The following is a 23,400-nucleotide window of genomic DNA, read 5'->3' on the forward strand; positions in this document are numbered from 1 at the left end:
CGGCGGGGCGGCGCTGGGCGGGCGGGACGAAGGGCACCGTCCGCAGCCCCGCGGCGGGGCCGGCGGGGGCGCTCACGCCGCGCCGCCGAGCAGCGCGGTGCGGGCCCGCTCGAGGGCGGGGGCCAGGCGCGCGTCGACGGAGCCGTCGGCGTGCTCGGCGTACGCGTCGCCGCGGGGCATCCCCGCGTCGGGCACGAGGCGGACGGAGGGCGGGACGTCGGCCGTGCCGGTCAGCTCGGCGACGTCGGCCGGGTGCAGGTGCACCGCGACGGCGCCCGACGGCGGGCACGGGGCCAGCGCCCGCAGCAGCGCCGCGCGGGCGCCCCCGCCGGCGAGGACCTCGGCGCCGAGCACCGCCTCGGCGAGCTCGAGGCCGGTGCGGGCGAGGGCGTCGGTCAGCTCGGCGAGCGCCGGCGCCTCCCGCCGCTCGAGGTCGGCCGCGGCGCGGGCGAGGGCGCCGAGCGCCGCGCTCGCGGCGGCCCGGCGGCCCTCCTCCGCGGCCCGCAGGCGCGTCACCTCGGCCTCGAGCACGGCCCGCGACCGCTCGGCCGCGGCGCTCGCGCCCTGGGCCCAGCCGGCGGCGTACCCGGCCGCGTACCCGGCCGTGCGGCCGGCCTCGGGGGTGACGGGCTCGGTGGCGAGCCACGGCGCGGGACGCGCGCCGGCGGTCGTGACGGCCAGGTCAGCTGACGTACTCATCAGCACCTTCTCGGCGCAGGACGATCTCACCTGAAGCCTCGAGGCCGCGGATGACGGCCACGACCTGGCCCCGGGCCTCCTCGACGTCGGAGAGCCGGACCGCGCCGAGCAGGTCGATCTCCTCGACGAGGTTCTCGCGGGCGCGCTCGGAGACGTTGGACAGGACCTTCTCGCGGGTCGGCTCGGCCGTGCCCTTGAGGGCGAGGGCCAGGACGGCCGTCTCGACCTGGCGGGCCAGGAGCTGGACCGCCTTGTCCTCGAGGCCGGTGATGTCGTCGAAGACGAACATCTTCTGGCGGACGGCCTCGGCGAGCGCGGCGTCGACGACGTCGAGGCCCTCGAGCACGATCTTCTCCGTGGCCGGGTCGGCCCGCGCCAGCAGGTCGACGAGCGGCTGCAGGCCGCCGACGGCGACGCTGGCGGACGACGTCGGGATGATCGTCGAGCTGCGGCGGGTGAGGTCCTCGGCGACGAGCGCGACGAGGTCCGGGTCCGGGCGGTCCATGACGGCGATCCGGTGGGCGACGTCGGTCTGCACCTCGGCCGGCAGGCCGGCGAGGACGACCGAGGCCTGCGCCGGCGCGAGGTGCGCCAGGACGAGGGCCGTCGTCTGCGGGTGCTCCCCCGTGAGGAAGCTGAGGATCTGGCGCGGGTCCATGTCGAGGAGGAACTCGAAGACCTTGCCGGGGGTGGCGATGGCCACGCGCTCGAGGAGGTCGTCGGCGCGGTTCGCGCCCACCGTGGCCTCGAGGAGGCTGCGGGCGACGGCCAGGCCGCCCCGCGTGACGTGGGGGCCGCCCGTGACGGCGAGCTCGCGGAACTCGGCGATGACGCCGTCGGCGGTCTCGGCGTCGAGCGCGCCCAGCTGCGCGATCTCGGTGGCCAGCTCCTCGACCTCGACCGGGCCCATGCGGGACAGGACCTTGGCGGCCTGCTCGCGGCCGAGCTGGACGAGGACGACGGCGGCCTTCTGGCTGCCCGTCAGCGTGGAGGCGTCGCGCACGGCGAGGGCGGTCATCGCTTGTCCGCCGCGAGCCAGCCGCGGAGGAGCTCGGCCACGTCGTCCGGCGAGCGGTCGGCCAGCTCGGCCACCTGCTCTCGGGCCAGCGCCGCGTCGTCCTTGGGCGCCCGCTCGATGGCCGGCGCGCTGCGGGGGGCCGGGATGGCCGCGGCCGTCTCGGCGGCCTGGGCCTGCGCCACGAGGGCCTCCATGGGGCCGAGGTCGAGCGCCTGGGCGGCGCGCCGGTCCCGCTTGCGCCGCTTGAGGCCGGCGAGGACGGCGACCACGAGGAGCAGCAGCACGACGAGGAGGACGGCGCCGGTGGCGATGAGGGTGTTGCGCGCCTCGGCCTCCTCGGCGGCGGCCGCGGCGGCCGCGGCCTCCCCCGCGGCGTCGGCGCCCGAGGTGTCGAAGGGCATCTGCGTGACCGACACGACGTCGCCGCGGGCGGCGTCGATGCCGGCGGCCGCCGTGACCGCGGCCTGGAGCTGCTGCATGTCGACCGCCCGGCTGGCGGCGGTGTCGACGACGACCGAGACGGCCTGGCGCTGCAGGGCGCCGGGGGCGGCGTCGGTGACCGTCGTCGTCTTGTCGACGCCGAAGGTCGAGTCGCCGCTCTTGTTGGTGTAGCCGCCGGTGGCGCCGTCGGCGCCCGCCTGCGTCTGGGCGTTCGGCACCGCGATGTTGTCCGGGCCGAGGATGCCCGTGCCGCCGAGCTGGCCGCCGACCGGGGCGCCGCCGGCGCCGGTGTAGACCTCCTCGGCCGTGCTCTGCGAGAGCGCGAGCGGGCCGCCCTCGGGCTGGGTGAAGCGCTCCTCGGTGCTCTGCACGTCGTCGAAGTCGAGGGTCGCGGTGACGGTGGCGACCGCGTTGCCCTTGCCGACGACCCGGTCGAGGACCTCCTGGAGGTCGCCGGTGACGCGGGTCTCGTAGTCCGCCGTCTGCTGGTCGCGCATCCCGCCGGCCGCCCCGCCGACGCCCGACGCCGACAGCAGCGTGCCCGCGCTGTCCACGACCGTGACGTCCTCGGGGGCCATGCCCTCGACGCTGGAGGAGACGAGGTTGACGACCGACTGGACCTGCGCGTCGGTGAGGGTCGAGCCGGGGCGCGAGGTCACGAGCACCGAGGCGGTCGGGGTGCCCGCGGTGTCCGCGAAGACGTCGTCCTCGGGGATGGCCAGCTGCACGCGGGCCGAGTCGACGCCGGAGATGGACCCGATGGTCGTGGCGAGCTCGCCCTCGAGCGCCCGCTGCCACGTCGTCTTCTGCTGGAACTGCGAGGCCGTGACGCCCTGCTCGTCGAGGAGGGCGTACCCAGTGCCGGCGTCGCCGGGGAGGCCGGCCGCCGACATGTCGAGGCGCAGGCCGTAGACCTGGTCCTGCGGGACGAGGATCGTCGCGCCGCCGTCCACCAGCTCGTAGGGGGTGCCCGACGAGTCGAGCTGCTCGGTGATGGCGCTCGCGTCGGTCATCGCGAGGTTGGAGAACAGCGGCGTCATCGTGGGCTCGCTGGCCCAGCGCCAGAACGCGGTCCCCCCGAGGAGGAGCCCGGCGACGCCGAGCACGGCGATGACCTTCTGCGCGGCGGAGAAGGAGCCGAAGCCCGTCCCCACCTTCTTGAGCGGTCCGAGGACCCCCGCGGCGGCGTTCATCAGGCCTGCAACCTCATGATCTCGGAGAAGGCCTCGACGGCCTTGTTGCGGACGGCGACCGTGAGCTCGGTGGCGAGCTTCGCCTGGTTCGCCGCGATGACGTAGTCGTGGACGTCGGTGAGCGTCCCCGTGGCGGCCTGGACGGCGAGGCCGTCGGCCTTCTTCTCGGCCGCCTCGACGGAGGCGATGCCGCGGGTGAGGGCGGCGCCGAAGGCGGAGGCGACGTCCTCCCCGGAGGCGGGCCCGGCCGGCGCCGCGGCACCGACGGCGCCGGTCGGCAGCGAGGCGAGGCTCGGCAGCGTGGCGGCGACGGGCCGGGCGCCCACCGCCTCGATCCCCATGACGCTCATGCGCCACCGCCGATGCGGAGCGCCGCCATGTACGTCTCACGGGCGCGGTCGACGACGGCGAGGTTCGCCTGGTAGCCGCGCTGCGCCATGATCATCTGCGACATCTGGCTGCCGAGGTCGACGTCCGGGTACCGCACGTAGCCGTCGGCGTCCGCGAGCGCGTTGTCCGGCTCGTAGACCATCCGGCCCTCGGCCGACGACGCGAGCGCCGTGCCGGCGACCCGGACGCCGCCCGTGCCGGAGCCGTAGTCCACGGCCTCCGCGATCACGCGCTTCTCCTGGTAGGCCGCCTCCGACGAGGGCCGGGCCGTGTTGATGTTGGCGATGTTGTCGCTGATCGCGTCGAGCCACTTGCGGTGCACGGTCGCACCCGTGCCCGCGATGCCGATCGCCGAGAAGATGGTCATGAGGTCCTCATCGCGGTGCGCAGGAGGGACATCCGGTCCGTGACGGCCTGGGTGAGGAGCTGGTACCGCAGCACCGTGTCCGTCCCCGAGATCGACTCGGTGTCGAGGTTGACGTTGTTGCCGTCCTCGCGCGTCGGCTCGAGCGAGCGCGACGTCGTCGACCCGCTCGAGGCGATGCGGCCGACGTCGCCCGAGCGGACGGCGTCGCGCAGCGAGTCCTCGAACTGCACGCGACCGGCGAGGAAGCCGGGGGTCGCGATGTTGGCGACGTTGTCCGCCGTCGCGCGCTGGCGGGCCGCGAGCCCGCTCATCGCGACGCGCAGCGCCACGCTCGTCACGTCTCCGAACACGTCGGGAGTCCTGTCGTCCGGTGCCCGCGCCGGCCCCGGCTGCTGCAGGGTCTGGCGGGCGGTGCAAGGCCGGTCCGTGGCCGTGGGGCGAGCTGTCCGTGCTCAGGGGTTGCTTCGGCCGGTCGGGTGGATTCCTTGAGCGCTCCGCCGGACGGGTGTGCCCCTGCCGCCGCGCGGGTGACGGGGCGGCGTGTCGTGCGGCGTGTCGTCCTTCTGGTTCCGCGGATGACGTCGCCCGCCGCTCCGGTCACCCGGCTCGGTCGGGTCCGCGGACGGACCGGGACGCGCTCTGGCACTGCCTCGGCGCGTCGGGGTGCTCCGCGCTCGGGTCGGGGCGCCGGCCTGACGTGCCGGACGCGCGTCCCGGGCCGACCGCTCACGACGTCACGTCCCCGTCCCGGCGCGGCCGCGGCTTCACGCCCCGGTGCGCGACGACGTCGTCGGTACCGACCCGTGGGCGGAGCGGGAGGTGGGGCGTCCGTGCGGGCGCTCGTCGGTGGTGGAGGGTCGGCACGAGATCCGCCGTGCACGGCGGATCTCGTGCAGACCTCCGCCGCTCGCCCCCGGGACGACGAGAGCCTCTGCACGGGCAGCGGGACACATCCCGTCGGCCGTGCAGAGGCTCTCGTCGTGCGGGGTGGGAGTGGGTCAGAGGGCGAGGTCGAGGTAGACGGCGCCCTGGGGGGCGCGCTGCTGGGCGCGGGCGTCGGCGAGGGCGCCGGCGGCGCGGGCCTGGCGACGGTTGAGGACCATCGCGCGGGCGAGGGCCTCGGCGACCTGGGCCTGACGGTCGGCCAGGGCGCGGGCGCGGTCGGCCAGCGGGAGGGGCAGCGGGCCCAGGCCCGCCGGGGGCGCCCACGGCTGACGGAGCGTCGCCGGGGGGAGGTCCGCCTGGCGGTGCAGGCGGCCGAGGAGGTCCTCGGCCGCCGAGACCTCGAGCTCGAGCTCGGCGAGGGCCTGCTCCCACGCGGCGGTGAAGGAGCCGGCGCCGGCGGGCGGGCCCGTCGTCGGGCGCGGCGACGGCGCCAGGTCGGCGGCCAGCGGGGCGCGCGGGCCCGGGACGAAGGTCCCGGCGGTGGCGACCGTCGCAGCGGGCGCGACGGGCGTGCGCTGACGGCTCACGGCGTCAGGCGCTGACGAAGAGGGCGCCGGAGCGCTGGGTCGGGATGCCCACGGCGGGGACCGCGCCGGTGGCGGCGAGGCCCGCGGCGGCGGACCGGGCGGCGGCGCCCTGGGCGAGCGACGCCGTCGCGCCCGGGACGGCGGCGGGGGCACCGGCCGTGCGGGCCGCCTCGTGCCACGCGTCGCGCAGCGGCTCGACGAGCCCCCGGCAGGAGGCGGTGCGAGCGGCGTCCCCGGTGATGTTGGCCTCGACGAGCTCGGAGGACAGGAAGGCGTAGAGGCCGAGCAGGCCGGGGGCGCCGGCCCACGTGCCGCCGGAGGCCTCGAGGGAGCGCTGCAGCTCGGAGACGACGTCCTGCGCGTGGATCAGCTGCGCGTTGGCCGTGGACCGGTCCCCCGCCGCCTGGGCCCGCTCGGCGCGGGACAGGTCGAGCACGAGGCGGTCGTAGAGCATCGTCAGCAGCTTGGCCGGCGAGGCCGTGGCCACGGCGTCGGCCAGGAAGCGGGCGCGGGCGGCGGCGGCGTTCTGCACGGGGTGGTCCCTCTCGTCGGGGCCCCGGGGACGGGGCGGTGGTGCTCGGGCGGCGCCCGCCTGCTGCTCGGGGCGCCGTGCGGGGTCGGTCGGGCGGGCTCGGGCGGGAGGGTCAGCCCCAGCTCGGCAGGCCGGAGATCTGGCTCGCGAGGTAGCTGGACTGGGCCTTCATGCCGGACAGGGCCGTCTCGAGGGCGCTGAACTGGCGCTCGAGCGTCTCCCGGCGCAGCGAGAGGCGCGTGTCCCAGCGGCCGATCTGGTCGGTGAGGTCGCTGACGGTGCTGCGGCGCCCGGTGATGGACGTCGTGATGGTGCCCTTCGTCGGGTCGCTGGCCTCCTTGGCCACGTCCTGCAGCCGGGTCGCCAGGCCCGAGACGAGGGCCTGCGCCTTGACCGGGTCGGCCGCCATGAGCTTGTCGAAGCGGGCCTGGTCGAAGGTCAGCGTGCCGTCGCGGGAGAGCTCGATGCCGGCCTCGGCCGGCGAGACGCCGCTCGACGAGACGGCGGACAGCAGCTTCTGGATGGTGCCGCGGACGACGCCGTCGCCCGCGAGCGGCCCGGAGGAGCCGGCCGTGCCGGCGGTCGTGCCCGGCGTCGAGGCGCTCTGGCTCCGCAGCTCCTGGAGCGAGACGTTGACGGCGTCGACGAGGTTCTTCGCCGCCGTCGAGGCGGCGGCGCCGTCGCGGGCCACGCCCACCGTGACGGTCTGGCCGAGGGCCGCGTCGGTGGGACGGATCGACGCGCCGGGCAGGAGGTCGTCGAAGGACCCCGTGGACGAGGTGAGCAGGAAGCCGTTGCCGAGGTCGATCTCGGCGTCCTGGCCCTCCCGCAGGAGCACCTCCTCGCCGAGCGCGTCCTCCATCCCGGAGATCTCGAACGCGCCGGCGCCGCCGGGCGTCGTGCTCGACACCTGGAGGCGGTACTCGCCGGGCGCGGTCTGCAGGACGGTCGCGCGCATGCCGAGCGACGCGTCGCCGTTGATGGCGGCGGCGACGTCCCGCACCGTCCCGGAGCCGCCGACCATGAGGCGGACGGCGTCGGTGCCGGCGTTGGGGAACTCGATGGAGACCTCGTAGGGCGGGCCCGCGACGACGGTCTCGTCGGCGGCGGCCGCGCGGCCGGCGACGACGGCGTGGGTCGTGGCGACCTGGTTGACCGTGAAGGTGACCGACCCGGGCCGGGCGTCGGCCGAGCTGACGGCGGTCGCGGTGACGGCCGGAGAGCTCGAGGTCGTCGTCGTGGCCGACCAGGCGGCGCCCGCCACGGTCGAGCCGGCGAAGGTCGTCGGCAGGATCTTGGCGGCGGCCGAGGTGATGGACGTCAGCCGCGTGTTGATCGACTGGAGCGCGGTCACCTGCTTCTCCGCAGCGCTGACCCGGCTCTTGAGCTGGGTCTGCGACGCCGACTCGACCGACATCAGCTGGGAGATGATCGTCGTCGTGTCCAGGCCGCTGGACAGGCCGCCGATCGAGAGTCCTCCGGCCATGACGGCCTCCTCGGGTCTTCGGTACGTCGTTCGTGGTGGTGGGGTGGCCCGGCGGGCCGCTCCCCGTGTGCATCGGCGCGAGGGCGGGGGACCTGAGCGCGGGCCGCGCCGGAGGTCGCCCGTCCGGGTCAGCCGCGGCGTGCCGTGCGGCGCGCCGGCCCGGCACGCCGACGGCGGGCCGAGGTCTCCCCCGACCCGCCGTCGGCGTGCGGTGGTGCTGGTGCTGCGTGGCGCCTGCCCCGGAGGGCCCGACGTCAGCGCAGGAGCTGCAGGACGCCCTGGCCCATCTGGTTGGCCTGCGCCAGCATCGCCGTGCCGGCCTGGGACAGGATCTGCGACTTCGTGAACGAGACCATCTCCGCGGCCATGTCGGTGTCACGGATGCGGCTCTCCGACGCGGTGAGGTTCTCCACCGAGACGTTGAGGTTCTTGATGGTCATCTCGAGGCGGTTCTGCTTCGCACCGAGGTCGGCGCGCGCCGTCGAGACCGTCTGGATCGCCGTGTCGATCGTGGCGAGCGTGCCGGCGGCACCGACGGCGAGCGGGACGTCCGGGTCGCCGGCAGCCGCACCGGCCGTGGCGACACCGAGGCCGATGGCGCCCATGCCCGTGCCGGGCGTGCCGGTGCTGATGGCGACGGTGATCTGCTCGCCGCCGTTGGCGCCGACCTGGAAGTTGCCCGTGTAGGAGCCGTCGAGCAGCTTCTTGCCGTTGAACTGGGTGGTGTCGGCGATCCGGGTGAGCTCCTCCGAGAGCTGGTTGAACTCGGTCTGGATGTTGGCCGTGGCCTCGGTGCTGAGGCCACCGGTGTTGGCCGCCTGGACCGAGAGGTCGCGCATGCGCTGGAGGATGGAGGTGCTGGTCGAGAGCGAGCCCTCGGCCGTCTGGACGACGGAGATGCCGTCCTGGGCGTTGCGGACGGCGACCTTGAGGCCGCCGACCTGGGACCGCAGGCCCTCGGAGATGGCGAGGCCGGCCGCGTCGTCCGCCGCACGGTTGATGCGCAGACCCGAGGACAGCTTCTCGAGGGAGCTGCTCACCGAGCCCTGCGTGACCGAGAGGTTCCGGTACGCGTTGAACGCGGCGACGTTGTTGTTGATCTGGAAACCCATGACGAGCTCTCTTCCGTGAGGGTGGTGGCCGGTGGACGAGCCCCCGTCCGTGGGTGCTCGAGGAGGTCATCGGCGCCGGGCACGGCACCTTGAGCGCGGCGCGCGCGACGGCTGCGCCGAACGGGTGGGACGGCAGCGGGCCGGCTCCCCGGAGGGAGCCGGCCCGCTGGTACCGGTCTGCGTGACGCCTGCCCCGGAGGGCCCGACGTCAGCGCAGGAGCTGCAGGACGCCCTGGCCCATCTGGTTGGCCTGCGCGAGCATCGCCGTGCCGGCCTGGGACAGGATCTGCGACTTCGTGAACGAGACCATCTCCGCCGCCATGTCGGTGTCACGGATGCGCGACTCGGAGGCCGTGAGGTTCTCCACCGAGACGTTGAGGTTCTTGATGGTCATCTCGAGGCGGTTCTGCTTCGCACCGAGGTCGGCGCGCGCCGTCGAGACCGTCTGGATCGCCGCGTCGATGGCGGTGAGGCCCGCCTCGGCGCCACCGGTCGCGGTGACGTCGACGGTGTCGACGCCCAGGCCCGCCGCGTCGACCGCGACGGAGGAGCCGGCCGCACCGGCCGTGATGGCGACGCTGATCTGCTCGCCGCCGTTGGCACCCACCTGGAAGGCGCCCGTGTAGTTGCCGTCGAGCAGCTTCTTGCCGTTGAACTGCGTCGTCTCGGCGATCCGGGTGAGCTCCTCGCGGAGCTGGACGACCTCCTTCTGGATGTTGCCCGTGGCCTCGTCGCTCAGGCCACCGGTGTTGGCGGCCTGGACGGTGAGGTCACGCATGCGCTGGAGGATGGAGGTGCTGGTCGAGAGCGCGCCCTCGGCCGTCTGGACGACGGAGATGCCGTCCTGGGCGTTGCGGACGGCGACCTTGAGGCCGCCGACCTGGGACCGCAGGCCCTCGGAGATGGCGAGGCCGGCCGCGTCGTCCGCCGCACGGTTGATGCGCAGACCCGAGGACAGCTTCTCGAGGGAGCTGCTCACCGAGCCCTGCGTGACCGAGAGGTTCCGGTACGCGTTGAACGCGGCGACGTTGTTGTTGATCTGGAAACCCATGACTGACTCTCTTCCGTGAGGGTGCGAGCTGGACGAGCCCCCGTCCGTGGGTGCTCGAGGACAACATCGGCGCGACGCGGCGGCGCTTGAGCGCCGCCGCCCGCCGCACGGGGCCGACCGGGTGACGGACGGCGTGTCGTGGGCGGACGGCGGTCCCGCGCGGGGTGAGCCGGACGCACGACGACGGCGGGCCGGGGGTGTCCCCCGACCCGCCGTCGCGGTCGTGCGGTGCCGCCCGCGGGCGGCGCGGCGTCAGCGCAGGAGCTGCAGGACGCCCTGGCCCATCTGGTTGGCCTGGGCCAGCATCGCCGTGCCGGCCTGGGACAGGATCTGCGACTTCGTGAAAGAGACCATCTCCGCGGCCATGTCGGTGTCACGGATGCGGCTCTCCGACGCGGTGAGGTTCTCCACCGAGACGTTGAGGTTCTTGATGGTCATCTCGAGGCGGTTCTGCTTCGCACCGAGGTCGGCGCGCGCCGTCGAGACCGTCTGGATCGCCGTGTCGAGCAGCTCGATGGCGCGGGCCGCGCCCGTCCCCGAGTTGTCGCTGACCCCCGCGGTGACGACGGAGGCGACCGAGGGGCCCTCCATGTCGAGGGCGGCGACGCCGAGGCCGGTCGCGCTGAGCGCCGTCGTGCCGCCGGCGTTGATGGCCACGGTGATCTGCTCGCCGCCGTTGGCACCCACCTGGAAGGCGCCCGAGTACGAGCCGTCGAGGAGGTTCTTGCCGTTGAACTGCGTGGTCGAGCTGATGCGCGTGAGCTCCTCGGCCAGCTGGTCGACCTCGGACTGGATGTTCGTCTTCGCCGAGTCGCTGAGGCCGCCGGTGTTGGAGGCCTGGACCGACAGGTCGCGCATGCGCTGGAGGATCGCGGTGGACGTCGACAGCGCGCCCTCCGCGGTCTGGACCACGGAGATGCCGTCCTGGGCGTTGCGGACGGCGACCTTGAGACCGCCGACCTGCGAGCGCAGGCCCTCGGAAATCGCGAGGCCGGCGGCGTCGTCGGCGGCGCGGTTGATCCGCAGGCCGGACGACAGCTTCTCGAGCGAGCTGGACACCGAGCCCTGCGTGACCGAGAGGTTCCGGTAGGCGTTGAACGCGGCGACGTTGTTGTTGATCTGGAAACCCATGAGGTGTCTCTCTTCCCTGAGGTGGTGACGCCGAGGGCCCCCGTCCGTGGGGGCCTCGGGGAGTGCATCGGCACGACGGCCGGCTCCTTGAGCGCGGCCGCGCGCGGTTCACCCGGACGGGTGACGGCGAGGGGCGGACCACCCGGGGGTGGTCCGCCCGCCGTGGTGCGGTCGTACGTCAGCGCAGGAGCTGCAGGACGCCCTGGCCCATCTGGTTGGCCTGCGCGAGCATCGCCGTGCCGGCCTGGGACAGGATCTGCGACTTCGTGAACGAGACCATCTCCGCCGCCATGTCGGTGTCACGGATACGGCTCTCCGACGCGGTGAGGTTCTCCACCGAGACGTTGAGGTTCTTGATGGTCATCTCGAGGCGGTTCTGCTTCGCACCGAGGTCCGCGCGGGTCGTCGAGACGGCCTGGATGGCCTTGTCGATCGTCTCGAGGGCGTCGGCGTCCGTGACGTCGATGCCCTGCGTCGCCGAGGCGCCCTGCACGCCGAGGCCGGCCGCGCCGACGCCCAGCGGCGTCGAGGCCGGGTCGGCGGGGTCGGTCAGCCCCGCGTTGATGGCGACGGTGATCTGCTCGCCGCCGTTGGCGCCGACCTGGAAGGCACCGGAGTAGGCGCCGTCCAGCAGCTTCTTGCCGTTGAACTGGGTCGTGTCCGCGATGCGGGTCAGCTCCTGGGCGAGCTGGTCGACCTCCTTCTGGATGTTCGCCGTCGCCTCGGTGCTGAGACCACCGGTGTTGGCGGCCTGGACGGTGAGGTCACGCATGCGCTGCAGGATCGAGGTGCTCGTCGACAGCGCGCCCTCCGCGGTCTGGACGACGGAGATGCCGTCCTGGGCGTTGCGGACGGCGACCTTGAGGCCCCCGACCTGCGAGCGCAGGCCCTCGGAGATCGCGAGGCCGGCGGCGTCGTCGGCGGCGCGGTTGATCCGCAGGCCGGACGAGAGCTTCTCGAGCGAGCTGGAGACCGAGCCCTGCGTGACCGAGAGGTTCCGGTACGCGTTGAACGCGGCGACGTTGTTGTTGATCTGGAAACCCATGGCGGGTGCTCCTCCGTGAGATGTGGTGCTCCGGTGACGGGCCCCCGTCCGTGGGGACCCGCTGACCTCATCGGCCCGGCGGGCGGGCTCTTGAGGGGACGGTGGGGCGCTGGGCCGACCGGGTGACCGTCAGCGCCGGGGTGCCTCAGGCGGGCTGCGCCTGCCGCAGCGGCGAGCCCGTGCGCTGCAGCGGCAGCGAGGCGGTGGCCCGCTCGACGCGCGCACCGGCGCGGGCGGCGAGGACCTCGCGGGCCGAGGCGCCGGCGGCGGCGCTGCCGACCCCCGCGGCCGCGGCGTGCAGGGCGACGTCGGCGTAGAAGGCCTCGCGGCGGCGGGCCGCGACGCCCGTGGGCGCCGGGGCGGCGGGGCGCGGCTCGAGGACGCTCTCCATCGCGGCGCGGAGGAGCCCGAGCGCCTCGGTGCGCAGCTGGCTGACGCGGGACTCGGTGACGCCGAGCTCGGCGGCGACCTCCGCGAGCGGGCGCTGCTGGAGGAAGGAGCCGACGACGACGGCGCGCAGCCGGTCCGGCAGGGCGCTGACGGCCGCGCCCATGACCCGCATCCGCTCGGCGCGCAGCGCCAGCTCCTCGGGGCCGGGGCGGTCGTCGCCGAGGCCCTCGGCCCAGGTGCGGGTCAGCGCCTCCTCCCCCGCCGAGCCCGCGACGGGGGCGTCGAGGCTGGAGACGGTGACGGCGGACTCCTGGCGGCGGCGGTCGACCTCGGAGACGTCGACGCCGAGGGCGCCGGCCAGCTCCTCGCGGCTCGGCCGGCGGCCGAGGGTCGCGGTGAGGGAGTCCTCGACGCCGTGCATCTCGCGGCCGCGGGAGCGGGCGCCGCGGCTGACGAGGTCCATCGCGCGGAGCTCGTCGAGGACGGCGCCACGGATGCGCGTGCTGGCGTAGCGGCCGAAGGGGACGCCCGTCGTCTCGTCGTATCCGCGGGCCGCCTGGAGGAGCCCGGCGGCGCCGGCCCCGGCGAGGTCGCCGGCGTCGACGTGCGACGGCAGCCGCATGGCGACCTCGCGGACGACGTGGCCGACCAGCGGCAGGTGCGCGGTGACGAGGGCCTCGACCGCCGCGGCGTCGCGGCGGGGCGTGCTCGGCGTCGTGGCGGTCGGCGGGGCCACGCGCTGCGTCGGGATCATCACGGAGCAGGTCTCGTCCCGGCCCCCGGCCACCTTGAGGCCGGACGGGTGCCCCGTCATCCGGACGGGTGCACGGCCCCTCAGCAACGACGGCCGGCTGCCGAGCGCCCGCGGCGGGGACGCCCGGCGGCCGGCCGGCGGGACGGGTGGGGGCTCAGCGCCGCGGCACGAGCACCGTCTCGTCCTGCACGACCTCGTCGGTGCGGAAGTCGTGCGCGACGACGCGCACGCGGTCGCGGGAGATCTCCAGGCGGATCCCGGAGTGGTCGGCGCGGTCCACCGTGACCTCGCGGCCGTCGGGCGTGCGCGTCCACGTCGTCTGCACCGACCCGCCGTTGACCGCGGTGAAGCCGCGCGGGTCACCGCCCTCGACGACCTTCCGCACCATCCAGTCGTCGCGGCGGAGGTCGTAGTGCGTGTGACCGGTGACGAAGAGCACGTTGGGGTGGTCGCCCATGATCTCGAGGAGGCGGTCCGCCTCCCCCGCCGCGTACTCCTGCTCGTACGAGCCCGGCCAGTCCGTCCCCGAGACCGTCCGCGGCAGCGGGTGGTGGGACAGGACGACGACGGGCCGGTTCGCCGGCAGGCGGTCGAGGACGCCGTCGAACCAGTCCAGCTGCTCCTGGCCCAGCGTCGCCGAGACGCCGCCGGCGGGCGTCGACGTCGTCCCCAGGTGCACGAGCGGGTGGCCCTTGACGCGCTGCACGGAGTACACGGCCGGCATGCCGGTCTCGGCGAGGAAGCGGTCCGTGAGGACCTCGCTGCTCTCCCCCGTGTAGGTCTCGTGGTTGCCGATGGTCTGCGTCACGCGCCGCGGCAGCGGGCCGGCGTCGAGGACACCCGTGTAGGCGTCGTACTCGGCCTGCGTGCCGGTGGGCACGAGGTCGCCGTTGACGACGAGGTGGTCGGCGAGGCCGAGGGCGGCCTGGTCGTCGAGCACCCGCTCCAGGTCCGCGAGGTCGCCCTGGACGTCGGAGATCACGTCGACGACGACGGGCTCGCCGCGCGGCGGCGCGGCCGGGGCGGCGGAGCCGCCGGGCGCGGACGCCAGGAGGGCGACCACGGCGAGGGCGCCCGCGGCCACCGGGCGGCGGGCACCGCGGGGGCGAGGGGTGCGGGTCGGGGCAGGAAGGGTCATCACGGACGAACCGTCCCAGCAGCCGGTGACGGCCCGGCGACGTCGCGGCGACGTCCGGCCGTCGCCCCGCCGTCCGCCGACCCGCCTCCGCCCGCCCCCGGGCCCCTCAGGTCCGGCCCCGCCCGGTCGATGAGGAGGGGGCAGGGCGCGGCCGCACGCGGCACGGCGCCCACCGGCACAGGCGACGTCGCACGACGTCACGAGGCGAGGAGCGCGGCGGTATGGGTCTGGCGGAGCTGTCGAACGTGCTGTGGCGCGAGCGCGAGGTGCTCGAGCTGCTGCTGTTCAAGCTGGAGGAGGAGCAGCTCGTCCTCGCCAGCGGCCGCACCCGGTGGCTGCCCCACGCCACCCGCGAGGTCGAGGTGGTGCTGGACCAGGTCCGCGCCGCCGAGCTCGAGCGCGCGGTCCACGTCGAGGCGGTCGCCGCCGAGATCGGCGCCCCCGCCGGCGCGGGCCTGCGCCAGCTGTCCGACGTCGCCCCCGCCCCGTGGGACGAGGTGCTGTCCGGCCACCGCGACGCCTTCCTCGTCCTCACCGCGGACATCAGCGCCACGGCGCAGGCCAACCGCGACGTCCTGTCCTCCGGCCGCCGCGCTCTCGACGACGCGCTCGCCTCGCTCGGGGACGTCGGCCGTGGCGCGCAGGGCACGCCCGTCGTGCCGGTGCAGACCTACGGCCCCCGCGGCGGGCGGCACTCCGCCCGCGGCGCCGACGCCCGCGCCCGGCTGGTCGACGAGGCCCTGTGACCGCCCGCTCCACGGCCGTCGGGACCGGCGGGACGGAGCCCGCCCGAGGGCTCAGGTCCGCGCCCGTTGCGCCGATGGAGTGGCAGGAGGCACGACGCGCCGTCGTCGTCGCCGGCACCAGCCCCGCCAGCCCCGCCCCGCCCGCCCCCCGACACCAAGCGAGGACCCGATGAGCTCCTTCCAAGGACTCTCGATCGCGCTCAGCTCCCTGCAGACGCAGCGTCGTGCCATGGACGTGGCCGGCCAGAACATCGCCAACGCCGCCACGCCCGGGTACACCCGGCAGCGCGTCGAGACGTCGCCCATCGCCGGCCCCCGCGCCTCGCTGTCCGACGGCGTCCGCGGCTGGACGACCGGCTCCGGCGTGCAGGTCACGCAGGTGGCCCGCCTCGCGGACCGGCTCGCGAGCAGCCGCCTCGAGACGGCCACCGGCGACGCCGCCCTGGCCGGCGCCCGTGCCGGCGTCCTCGCGGGCGTCGAGGACGACCTCGGCGGTCTCAGCACGATGAGCGGCGCCCTCGGCAAGATGTACGGCGCCTGGTCGGGCCTGGCGATCGCCAACCCGGTCGGGCAGACCGGGGACGCGGCGCGTGTCACCGTCGTCGGCCGCAGCGAGGAGGTCGCCGCGACGCTCCGCCAGGGCGCCGCCCGCACGAGCGCCACCTGGTCCGACGTCCGCGGCGAGCTGGGCACCCTCACCACCGAGGTCAACGCCATCGCGTCCTCCGTCGCCGACCTCAACCGCCTCATCGTCACGACGGAGGGCACCGGCGCCCCGGCCCACGAGCTGGCCGACCAGCGCGACCTCCTCGTCCGCCAGCTGTCCTCGCTCGTCGGCGCGACGAGCGTGCCGCGCGACGGCTCGGGCGCGGTCGACGTCGTCGTCGGCGGGCAGAAGCTCGTCGACGGGGCCGTCGCCGGCTCGATCACCGTGTCGGGACCGACGGCCATGACCGGCTCCACCACCCCGGCGACGACGATCTCGCTCGCCGGCAGCACCGACGCGCTCGCCGTCGGCGGCACCGCCGCCGGCCTCACCGAGGCCCTCTCCATCACCCTGCCCGGCGTCATGGGCGGCTGGGACCGGGTGGCGACGACGCTCGCCGACCAGGTCAACGGCCTCCACGGCGACCCGCCCGTCTTCACCGCGAACGACGGCGGCGACGTCACCGCCGCGACCATCACGGCCTCCATCTCGGCGGCGGACGTCAAGGCCGGCACGAGCGGGACCGACACCTCGATCGCTGACGGCGTCGTCAAGCTCTCCGAGAGCACCACGGGCCCCGACGCACGGTGGCGCACCTTCTTCACCGCGACCGCCGGCGCGGCCTCCGCCGCCGACGTCCGCGCCCGGGCCACGGCCTCGGCCGCCGACTCCGCCCAGGGCGTGCTCACGTCCTCGACCGGCGTCGACGTCGACAGCGAGATGGTCGACCTGCTCACCTACCAGCGCGCCTACGAGGGGGCTGCCCGCGTGCTCACCGCCGTGGACCAGATGCTCGACACGCTCATCAACCGCACGGGGGTGGTGGGCCGATGAGCGTCTCCGGCGTCTCCGCCAGCCTCACCGGCTCCTTCACCGGGGGCCGCGCCACCCTGCGCGGCACGAGCGGGGCGGCGCAGGCGAACATCGCCGCCGCCGCCGACCGGCTCGCCCGGGCCAACACCGCCGTCGCGAGCGGGCAGAAGATCCAGCGCCCGTCGGACGACGTCGTCGGCGCCGACCGGGCGCTCGAGCTGCGCCGCGCGCTGGCGGCGGAGGACCGCTACTCCAACGCCAACGGCGACGCCATCAGCTGGCTGGGCACCACGGACACCGCCCTGCAGCGCGGCGTCTCGCTCCTGCACACCGCCCGCGACCTGGCCGTCCAGGCCGGCTCGGACGCCAACTCGTCGATCGGCCGCGAGGCCATCGCGAAGCAGATCCGCACCCTGCGCGACGACATGCTGGCCACGGCCAACACCACCTACCTGGGTCGCCCCGTCTTCGGCGGGACGACCGGGGAGCCGGTGGCCTTCTCGGTCGACGGGACCGGTGCCGTCACGCCGTCGCCGGGCGCGGCCGGCCAGGTGCAGCGCACCCTCGCCCCGGGCGTCGACGTGCGCGTCGACACCGCCGGGACGGCCGCCTTCGGCGACGGCGACGCGTCCGTCTTCGCGATCCTCGACGACCTCGCCACCGCCGTGACGACCGGCTCCGCGGCGTCGTCGGCGATGCTCGGCGAGCTCGACGGCGCGCTGGGCCGCCTGACGACCTCCCTCGCGGACGTCGGCACTCGCTACTCTCGCGTCCAGTCGCTGCAGGTCACCGGGACCCAGCGCGAGCTGTCGCTGACGTCGGCGAAGCAGGACGTCGAGGAGGTCGACTTGGCCAAGGCCCTGATGGAGCTCGCCGCGCAGGACAAGGCCTACCAGGCCGCCCTGGGCGCGGCGGCGAAGGTCGTCACCCCGAGCATCATGGACTTCCTCCGGTGAGCGCGGTCGCGCCCGAGGCGCCCCCCACCCCCGAGGTCCGGTTCGTCGCCCCGCTGCCCGGGCTCGAGCAGCTCACGCGCTTCGCGCTCGTGCGGCTCGACGACTCCGGCGCCCTGTACTCCCTGCAGTCGCTCGAGACCGAGGGCGTCCGGCTCGTCGTCGTCGCCCCGGGCGCCTTCTTCCCGGACTACCACCCGGTCGTCGACGAGGCTGACGTCGAGGGGCTCGGCCTCGCCGACGCCGACGACGCGCTGCTGCTCGTCGTCGTCACCCCCGGCGCCGACCTCGCGTCGAGCACGGCCAACCTCCTCGCCCCCGTGGTGCTCCACGCGGGCTCCGGCCTCGCGGCCCAGGTGGTGCTCGCCGGCTCGGAGCACCCGCTCCGCGCGCCGCTCGTCGCCGCCTGACCTCCCCACGACGCCCTCCCGCCGCCCCGCCCGGGCCGGCCGGGAGGGCGTCGTCGCGTCCGGCGTCGACCCGCATGGGTACGCTCGTCCACATGAGCGAGCCCGACGGGTCCGTCGTCGTCCGCCCCGAGCAGATCCCGGACCCGCTGGCGGGCGACCCCCGGTCGATGGTCGAGCGCATGGAGGCCGGCGACCTCTACCTCGCGGACGACCCGGCCATCACCGCCGCGCACCACGCCGCGATGGACCTCCAGGACGCCTACAACGCCACGTCCTCCCGGCAGGGCGCGCTGCGCACGCAGCTGCTGCAGCGCCTGCTGGGCCACGTCGGCGAGGGCGTCGTCCTGCGCCCGCCCCTCCACGTCGACTACGGGACCAACCTCCGCGTCGGCGCCCGCACCTTCGCGAACTTCGGGCTCACGGCGCTCGACGTCGCCACGATCACCATCGGCGAGGACGTCCAGATCGGGCCGCACGTGCAGCTCCTCACCCCGACGCACCCCCTCGACCCGGACCTGCGCCGGGCCGGGTGGGAGGCCGCCGCGCCCATCACCGTCGGGGACGGCGTGTGGCTCGGCGGCGGCGTCGTCGTCTGCCCGGGCGTGACGATCGGGGCGGGCACCGTCGTCGGCGCCGGGTCCGTCGTCACGCGCGACCTGCCGCCGCGCGTCCTCGCCGTCGGCAGCCCCGCCCGCGTCGTCCGCGCGCTGGACGACGGCCCGGCGTGAGCCCCGCGGAGCCCCCCGCCGCCCCGCGGGCGCGACGGACCGACCCCCACCGCCGCGAGCGGATCGTCGCCGCGGCCCTGGAGGTGCTCGCCGAGGAGGGCGTCGCCGGCACGACGCACCGTCGGGTCGCCGCCCGTGCCGACGTGCCCCTCGGCTCGACGACGTACCACTTCAGCTCGCTCGCCGACCTCCGCGCGGCCGCGTACACCGCGCTGCGGGAACGGGTCTCGGCCGGCTACGGCGCCGCCCTGGCCGGGGCGACGACGCCGGCCGCCCTCGTCGAGGCCGTCACCGACCTCGTCATGGGCGACGCCGGCGCCACGGCGGCGGACTGGTCGGTCACCTACGAGCTCTACCTCGAGGCGCTCAAGGACCCCGCGCTGCGCGAGGTCACGCAGGGCTGGATGCAGGCCAGCCACGCCGTCCTCGAGCGGGTCGTCGACCCGGCGACCGCCCGCGGGCTGGACGCCCTCGTCGAGGGCCTCGTCATGCACCGCATGCTCTCCACGGACCCGATGGGGCGCGACGTCGTCCGCGAGGCCGTCCGCCGCGCCGTCGGCGCCTGAACCACCCGCCCGCACCCCGCTGGAGCCTCCCGTGAGCACCACCACGCCCCTCGCCGCGCCCGTCGTCCGGCGGGCGAAGTGGGGCACCACCGTCGCCTTCGTCGCCTCCGGCTTCGCCTTCGCGAGCTGGGCCTCCCGCATCCCCTCGACCCGCGACCAGCTGGGGCTCACGACGGGCGAGGTCGGGCTCGTGCTCCTCGCCCTGGCGTCCGGGTCGGTGCTCGCCCTGCCGCTGGCGGGCGCCGTCATCGCGCGGCTCGGCTCGGAGCGGGTCGTCCGGCTGGGCTCGCTCCTGCTCGTCGTGGCGATGGCCGGGATCGCCGCCGGGGTGACGGTGGGCGTGCCGGCCGTCGTCGTCGCCCTCTTCGTCCTCGGGCTCGCGTACGGCGGCTGGGACGTCGCCATGAACGTCGAGGGCGCCGTCGTCGAGGCGCACCTCGCGCGGACGGTCATGCCGCGCTTCCACGCGGGCTTCAGCGTCGGCACCGTGGGCGGCGCGCTCCTGGGGGCCCTGCTCGTCGAGCTCGACGTCTCGGTGACGGCGCACCTCGCGGGCGTCGCGCTCCTCGTGCTGCTCGTCGTCCCGCTCTCGGTCCGCTCGTTCGTCGCCGACGACAGCGGCCCGACGACGACGGCCGAGGTCACCGCGGACGACGGCACGGACGCACCCGCGCCGGGCGCCCTCGCCGCCTGGCGCGAGCCGCGCACCCTCCTCGTCGGCGTCTTCGTGCTCGCCTTCGCCTTCGCCGAGGGCACGGCGAACGACTGGGTGGCCCTCGCGATGGTCGAGGGGTACGGCGCGGCCGAGTCGCTCGGCGTCCTCACCTTCGCCGTCTTCCTCGCGGCCATGACGGTCGGCCGCTGGTACGGCTCCGTGTGGCTGGACCGCTGGGGCCGCGTCCCCGTCGTCCGGGTCCTCGCGGGGGTCGCCCTCGTCGGCCTCGTCCTCTTCGTCGCCGCGCCGTCGGTGCCGCTGGCCGTCGTCGGCGCCGTCCTCTGGGGCCTCGGGACGTCGCTCGGCTTCCCCCTCGGCATGAGCGCCGCCGCCGACGACCCGGCGCGCGCGCCCGCCCGGGTCAGCGTCGTGGCATCCGTCGGCTACGTGGCCTTCCTCGCCGGCCCGCCCCTCATCGGCCTGCTCGGCGAGGCCGCCGGCCTGCTGCGCGCGCTGCTCGTCGTCGTGGCGCTGCTGGCCGTCGCCCTCCTCGTGTCGGGGGCGGTGCGCCCCCTCGGCGCCCCCGCGCGCCGCGCCGGCTGACCGGCCTCCCGGTCCCTCCCGGCCCGGACGCAGCCTCGCCCCAGGTCCGTCCCAGGAGCGACCAAACCGTCGGGGTCCCACCGCCGAACACCCCCCGCGAGGCCGCACCGACGCGGCTCCCGACGACGACGGAGTGACTGACGCCATGAAGACCACCCGCACCCTCGCCCTGGCTGCCGCCCTGACCGTCGCGGCCCTGCCCCTGGCCGCCCCGGCCATGGCCGCCGACAAGACCGACCTGTCGGCCTCGCTGACGCAGCTCAACGACTCCGGCGTCACCGCCGACGTCACGGGCTCGATCGACGGCAACGAGCTGACGATCAACATCACGCCGAACGGGCTGCTGGCCGACGCCCCGCACGCCCAGCACATCCACATCGGCGGCACGAACTCCTGCCCGTCCAACGACATGGAGGGCTCCGGCGCCGACGGCGCCCTGCAGGTCTCCGACGCGGCCGGCATGTACGGCGCCATCGCCGTCTCGCTGACCACCGAGGGCGACTCCTCGCCCGACTCGGGCCTGGCCGTCGACCGCTTCCCGGTCGGCGACGCCTCCTACTCGCGCACCCTCGAGGTCTCCGACGAGGTCGCCGACCAGATCGCGAACGGCGAGGGCGTCGTCGTCCTGCACGGCGTGGACCTCAACGGCTCCGGCACCTACGACGGCGACGTCGTCTCCGACCTCGACCCGTCCCTGCCGGAGGAGGCCACCGACCCGGCCGCCTGCGGCACGCTCGACGTCGCCCAGATGTCGATGCCGTCCGGCGGGGCCGACACCGGCGCCGGCGGCGCGGCCGGCACCAGCACGACCACCTTCGTCGTCGGCGGTGCGGCGCTGGCCGCCGCCGGCGCCGCGGGCGTCGTCCTCCTGCGCCGCCGCACCGGCCAGGAGGGCTGACCCCCACGGGCACGGCGCCCTCCCCCGTGAGGGGCGCCGTGCCCGCCGGGTCCGCAGGCCGCGGGCGGACCACCGCGGCCTGCGGGCACCCGACCCGCTCCCCCGACCTGCCCGACGACCGCCCGAGGTGGTGCCCCGTGAGCTCTCCCGACCGAGGCACGCCGCCGCCCCGCAGGGGTCGTCGCCGGCTCCAGGTCGTCACCGCGGTGACGGCCACCGCCCTCGTCGGCGCCCTCGCCGGCGGCCTGGTCGCGGGCGCGCTCGAGGACGAGCCCGCCCCCCTCGCCGCCGCGACCGGCGGGCACCACGGCCCGGCCGCCGCGCCGTCGTCGTCGGCCCCCTCGTCGACCGCCCCCGCCGGCGCCCACGCCGGCCACGCGACGACCGCGCCGGGCACCACGGTCGGCGCCGACGGCCGTGTCGTCCACGACCACGGCGACCTCGAGGTCACCGTCATGCTCGGCGAGGACGGCGAGACCCGCGTCAAGGGCCCCGTCCGCCCCGGCGCCTACATCTCCTTCGTCAACCACACGACCGCCGACCAGGTCCTCACCTCCGAGGACGGGACGATCACCGTCGACGTCCCCCTGGTCCGCCTCGTCACGGTCCAGGCCCCGACGACGCCGGGCACCTACCGCCTCGTCTCCGGCACCGACAGCACCGTCGCCGCCGAGCTCGTCGTCGCCTGACGCCCCGCCCGCAGGGCCCGCCCTGCTCTCGGACACCCCCCTCCCCGGCACTCCGTCGGCACGTCGCCGTCCCGAGAGCTCGAGGGCCGCACTCTGTCGTCACCTCGCCGTGCCCGGGATCGCCCCGGCTATGCGTACGATCGTCCACATGACGACCGTGGCGCCCGTCGCGCCCTCCACGACCGACCGGCGCGCGCGGCTCGCGGTCTCGGCGCTGTTCCTCACCAACGGCGCGCTCTTCATGAACCTCGCCCCGCGGTGGCCGGAGGTCCAGGCGTCGCTCGGCCTCAGCAACGCCACCTTCGGGCTCTCCGTGGCGGCCTTCCCGCTGGGCGCCGTCCTCGCGGGCCTCGCCGCCGGCGCCCTCGTGCGGCGCTTCGGGTCGGCGCGGGTCGCCGTCGTGGGCACGATCGGCGTCGGCGTCGGCGTGCTGCTCGCGGGCCACGCGCCGTCGGCGCCGCTGCTCGCCGCGGCGCTGCTCGTCGGCGGCGGCCTCGACGCCGTCACGGACGTCGCGCAGAACGCCCACGGCCTGCGGGTCCAGCGCCGCTACGGCCGCTCGATCATCAACAGCCTCCACGCGCTGTGGTCGATCGGCGCCGTCATCGGCGGCCTCATGGCCACCGGAGCGGTGACCCTCGGTATCCCCCTCGGCACGCACCTCGCGGTGTCGGCGGTCCTCTTCGCCCTCGTCGCCGTCGCCGCCCTCCGCTGGTGCCTGCCCGGGCGGGACGGCGAGGCGACCGACGGGGTCACGGCGACGGCGCCCGAGCAGGTGGAGGAGGTCGCCGCCGCCCCGCGCCGCGCCGGCGTGGCCCGCCGCACCCGCTGGCTCCTCGCCGCGCTCGTCCTCGTGGCCATGTCCGGCACCCTCGTCGAGGACGCCGGCATCACCTGGGCCGCCATCTACCTGTCCGGCTCCCTCGGCGCGACGGCGTCGGTCGCCGCCCTCGGCTTCGTCGCGCTCGTCGCCGCCCAGACGGTCGGCCGCCTCGTCGGCGACCGTCTCGTCGACCGCTTCGGCCAGCGCGCCGTGGCCCGGGCGGGCGGCCTCGTCGCCGGCGTGGGCATGGGCCTCGCCCTCGCCTTCCCGAGCGTGCCGGGCACCGTCGCGGGCTTCGCCGCGGCCGGCCTCGGCGTCGCGACGCTCGTCCCCGCCGCCATGCACGAGGCCGACGAGCTGCCCGGGCTGCGGCCCGGCACAGGGCTGACGGTCGTCTCCTGGCTCATGCGCCTCGGCTTCCTCCTCTCGCCCCCGGTGGTCGGCGCCGTCGCCGACGCCGTCGGCCTGCGCACCGGCCTGCTCGTCGTGCCGCTCGCGGGCGTGGCCGTGGTGCTCCTCGCCGGCGTCCTCTCGCCGCGGCGGCGGGCGACCGTCCCGGCCTGACGCAGCGCCCCCGCCGTCGGTGGGCGG

At 75.8% G+C, this 23,400-nt stretch carries 25 protein-coding genes; 10 read left to right on the plus strand and 15 right to left on the minus strand.

The window, feature by feature from the left end; genetic code table 11:
* Nucleotides 1-72 precede the first annotated feature (72 nt).
* From EDC03_RS04850 to EDC03_RS04920, 15 genes are all read right to left on the minus strand, one after another.
* The gene (locus EDC03_RS04850; protein WP_148058009.1) at nt 73-699 is read right to left on the minus strand and encodes a FliH/SctL family protein; all 627 of its coding nucleotides are present in this window, start codon (nt 697-699) and stop codon (nt 73-75) included.
* Nucleotides 683-1,717 carry a flagellar motor switch protein FliG gene (gene fliG, locus EDC03_RS04855; protein ID WP_123379065.1) on the minus strand — a complete coding sequence of 345 codons (1,035 nt, stop codon included), beginning with the start codon at nt 1,715-1,717 and terminating at the stop codon, nt 683-685. Before fliG ends, EDC03_RS04850 begins: the two co-directional genes overlap by 17 nt.
* Entirely contained in the window at nt 1,714-3,351 is a 1,638-nt protein-coding gene (gene fliF / locus EDC03_RS04860) for a flagellar basal-body MS-ring/collar protein FliF (protein ID WP_123379066.1), read from the minus strand. Before fliF ends, fliG begins: the two co-directional genes overlap by 4 nt.
* Nucleotides 3,351-3,692, minus strand: a complete 342-nt coding sequence (gene fliE / locus EDC03_RS04865; protein ID WP_123379298.1) for a flagellar hook-basal body complex protein FliE — start codon at nt 3,690-3,692, stop codon at nt 3,351-3,353. The genes fliF and fliE overlap by 1 nt, the downstream gene beginning before the upstream one ends.
* A 5-nt stretch (nt 3,693-3,697) precedes the next feature.
* Entirely contained in the window at nt 3,698-4,108 is a 411-nt protein-coding gene (locus tag EDC03_RS04870) for a flagellar basal body rod protein FlgC (protein WP_123379067.1), read from the minus strand.
* Nucleotides 4,105-4,458: a flagellar basal body rod protein FlgB gene (locus EDC03_RS04875; protein ID WP_241967035.1), complete on the minus strand. Its 354-nt coding sequence runs from the start codon at nt 4,456-4,458 to the stop codon at nt 4,105-4,107. The genes EDC03_RS04870 and EDC03_RS04875 overlap by 4 nt, the downstream gene beginning before the upstream one ends.
* 648 nt (nt 4,459-5,106) lie before the next feature.
* Nucleotides 5,107-5,580 carry a hypothetical protein gene (locus tag EDC03_RS04880; RefSeq protein ID WP_123379068.1) on the minus strand — a complete coding sequence of 158 codons (474 nt, stop codon included), beginning with the start codon at nt 5,578-5,580 and terminating at the stop codon, nt 5,107-5,109.
* A gap of 4 nt (nt 5,581-5,584) precedes the next feature.
* On the minus strand, nt 5,585-6,112 hold the full coding sequence (fliS, locus tag EDC03_RS04885; protein WP_123379069.1) for a flagellar export chaperone FliS: 528 nt from the start codon (nt 6,110-6,112) through the stop codon (nt 5,585-5,587).
* A 112-nt stretch (nt 6,113-6,224) separates the two neighbouring features.
* Nucleotides 6,225-7,598, minus strand: a complete 1,374-nt coding sequence (gene fliD / locus EDC03_RS04890; RefSeq protein WP_123379070.1) for a flagellar filament capping protein FliD — start codon at nt 7,596-7,598, stop codon at nt 6,225-6,227.
* 254 nt (nt 7,599-7,852) lie between these two features.
* Nucleotides 7,853-8,710 carry a flagellin N-terminal helical domain-containing protein gene (locus EDC03_RS04895; RefSeq protein WP_123379071.1) on the minus strand — a complete coding sequence of 286 codons (858 nt, stop codon included), beginning with the start codon at nt 8,708-8,710 and terminating at the stop codon, nt 7,853-7,855.
* A 208-nt stretch (nt 8,711-8,918) separates the two neighbouring features.
* Entirely contained in the window at nt 8,919-9,761 is an 843-nt protein-coding gene (locus EDC03_RS04900; protein ID WP_123379072.1) for a flagellin N-terminal helical domain-containing protein, read from the minus strand.
* A gap of 252 nt (nt 9,762-10,013) precedes the next feature.
* A complete protein-coding gene (locus EDC03_RS04905; RefSeq protein ID WP_123379073.1) occupies nt 10,014-10,892 on the minus strand; it encodes a flagellin N-terminal helical domain-containing protein in 879 nt (292 codons plus the stop codon).
* A gap of 178 nt (nt 10,893-11,070) precedes the next feature.
* Complete coding sequence (locus EDC03_RS04910) at nt 11,071-11,937, minus strand: flagellin N-terminal helical domain-containing protein (protein WP_123379074.1); 867 nt, start codon at nt 11,935-11,937, stop codon at nt 11,071-11,073.
* Nucleotides 11,938-12,082: 145 nt separating this feature from the next.
* Nucleotides 12,083-13,081 carry a sigma-70 family RNA polymerase sigma factor gene (locus EDC03_RS04915; RefSeq protein WP_241967049.1) on the minus strand — a complete coding sequence of 333 codons (999 nt, stop codon included), beginning with the start codon at nt 13,079-13,081 and terminating at the stop codon, nt 12,083-12,085.
* Between the two features lie 154 nt (nt 13,082-13,235).
* On the minus strand, nt 13,236-14,219 hold the full coding sequence (locus EDC03_RS04920; RefSeq protein WP_241967050.1) for a metallophosphoesterase family protein: 984 nt from the start codon (nt 14,217-14,219) through the stop codon (nt 13,236-13,238).
* A gap of 221 nt (nt 14,220-14,440) precedes the next feature.
* Between EDC03_RS04920 and flgN the strand changes: the two genes are divergently transcribed.
* From flgN to EDC03_RS04970, 10 genes are all read left to right on the plus strand, one after another.
* A complete protein-coding gene (gene flgN, locus EDC03_RS04925; protein WP_123379077.1) occupies nt 14,441-14,965 on the plus strand; it encodes a flagellar export chaperone FlgN in 525 nt (174 codons plus the stop codon).
* Between the two features lie 169 nt (nt 14,966-15,134).
* Nucleotides 15,135-16,505 carry a flagellar hook-associated protein FlgK gene (gene flgK / locus EDC03_RS04930; protein WP_123379078.1) on the plus strand — a complete coding sequence of 457 codons (1,371 nt, stop codon included), beginning with the start codon at nt 15,135-15,137 and terminating at the stop codon, nt 16,503-16,505.
* Nucleotides 16,502-17,440: a flagellin N-terminal helical domain-containing protein gene (locus EDC03_RS04935; RefSeq protein WP_123379079.1), complete on the plus strand. Its 939-nt coding sequence runs from the start codon at nt 16,502-16,504 to the stop codon at nt 17,438-17,440. The genes flgK and EDC03_RS04935 overlap by 4 nt, the downstream gene beginning before the upstream one ends.
* Entirely contained in the window at nt 17,437-17,847 is a 411-nt protein-coding gene (gene fliW / locus EDC03_RS04940; protein ID WP_123379080.1) for a flagellar assembly protein FliW, read from the plus strand. Before EDC03_RS04935 ends, fliW begins: the two co-directional genes overlap by 4 nt.
* Before the next feature lie 92 nt (nt 17,848-17,939).
* Nucleotides 17,940-18,575, plus strand: coding sequence for a sugar O-acetyltransferase (locus tag EDC03_RS04945; protein ID WP_277872061.1), 636 nt, complete (start codon nt 17,940-17,942; stop codon nt 18,573-18,575).
* Nucleotides 18,572-19,141: a TetR/AcrR family transcriptional regulator gene (locus EDC03_RS04950; protein ID WP_123379081.1), complete on the plus strand. Its 570-nt coding sequence runs from the start codon at nt 18,572-18,574 to the stop codon at nt 19,139-19,141. Before EDC03_RS04945 ends, EDC03_RS04950 begins: the two co-directional genes overlap by 4 nt.
* A gap of 31 nt (nt 19,142-19,172) precedes the next feature.
* Nucleotides 19,173-20,399, plus strand: coding sequence for an MFS transporter (locus tag EDC03_RS04955; protein ID WP_123379082.1), 1,227 nt, complete (start codon nt 19,173-19,175; stop codon nt 20,397-20,399).
* Nucleotides 20,400-20,544: 145 nt separating this feature from the next.
* Nucleotides 20,545-21,297 carry a hypothetical protein gene (locus tag EDC03_RS04960; protein ID WP_123379083.1) on the plus strand — a complete coding sequence of 251 codons (753 nt, stop codon included), beginning with the start codon at nt 20,545-20,547 and terminating at the stop codon, nt 21,295-21,297.
* Between the two features lie 137 nt (nt 21,298-21,434).
* Nucleotides 21,435-21,986, plus strand: a complete 552-nt coding sequence (locus EDC03_RS04965; RefSeq protein WP_148058010.1) for a hypothetical protein — start codon at nt 21,435-21,437, stop codon at nt 21,984-21,986.
* A gap of 148 nt (nt 21,987-22,134) precedes the next feature.
* A complete protein-coding gene (locus EDC03_RS04970) occupies nt 22,135-23,373 on the plus strand; it encodes an MFS transporter (RefSeq protein ID WP_123379301.1) in 1,239 nt (412 codons plus the stop codon).
* The last annotated feature ends 27 nt before the right edge of the window (nt 23,374-23,400 follow it).

The organism is Pseudokineococcus lusitanus, assembly GCF_003751265.1.
Taxonomy (GTDB): Bacteria; Actinomycetota; Actinomycetes; order Actinomycetales; family Quadrisphaeraceae; genus Pseudokineococcus; species Pseudokineococcus lusitanus.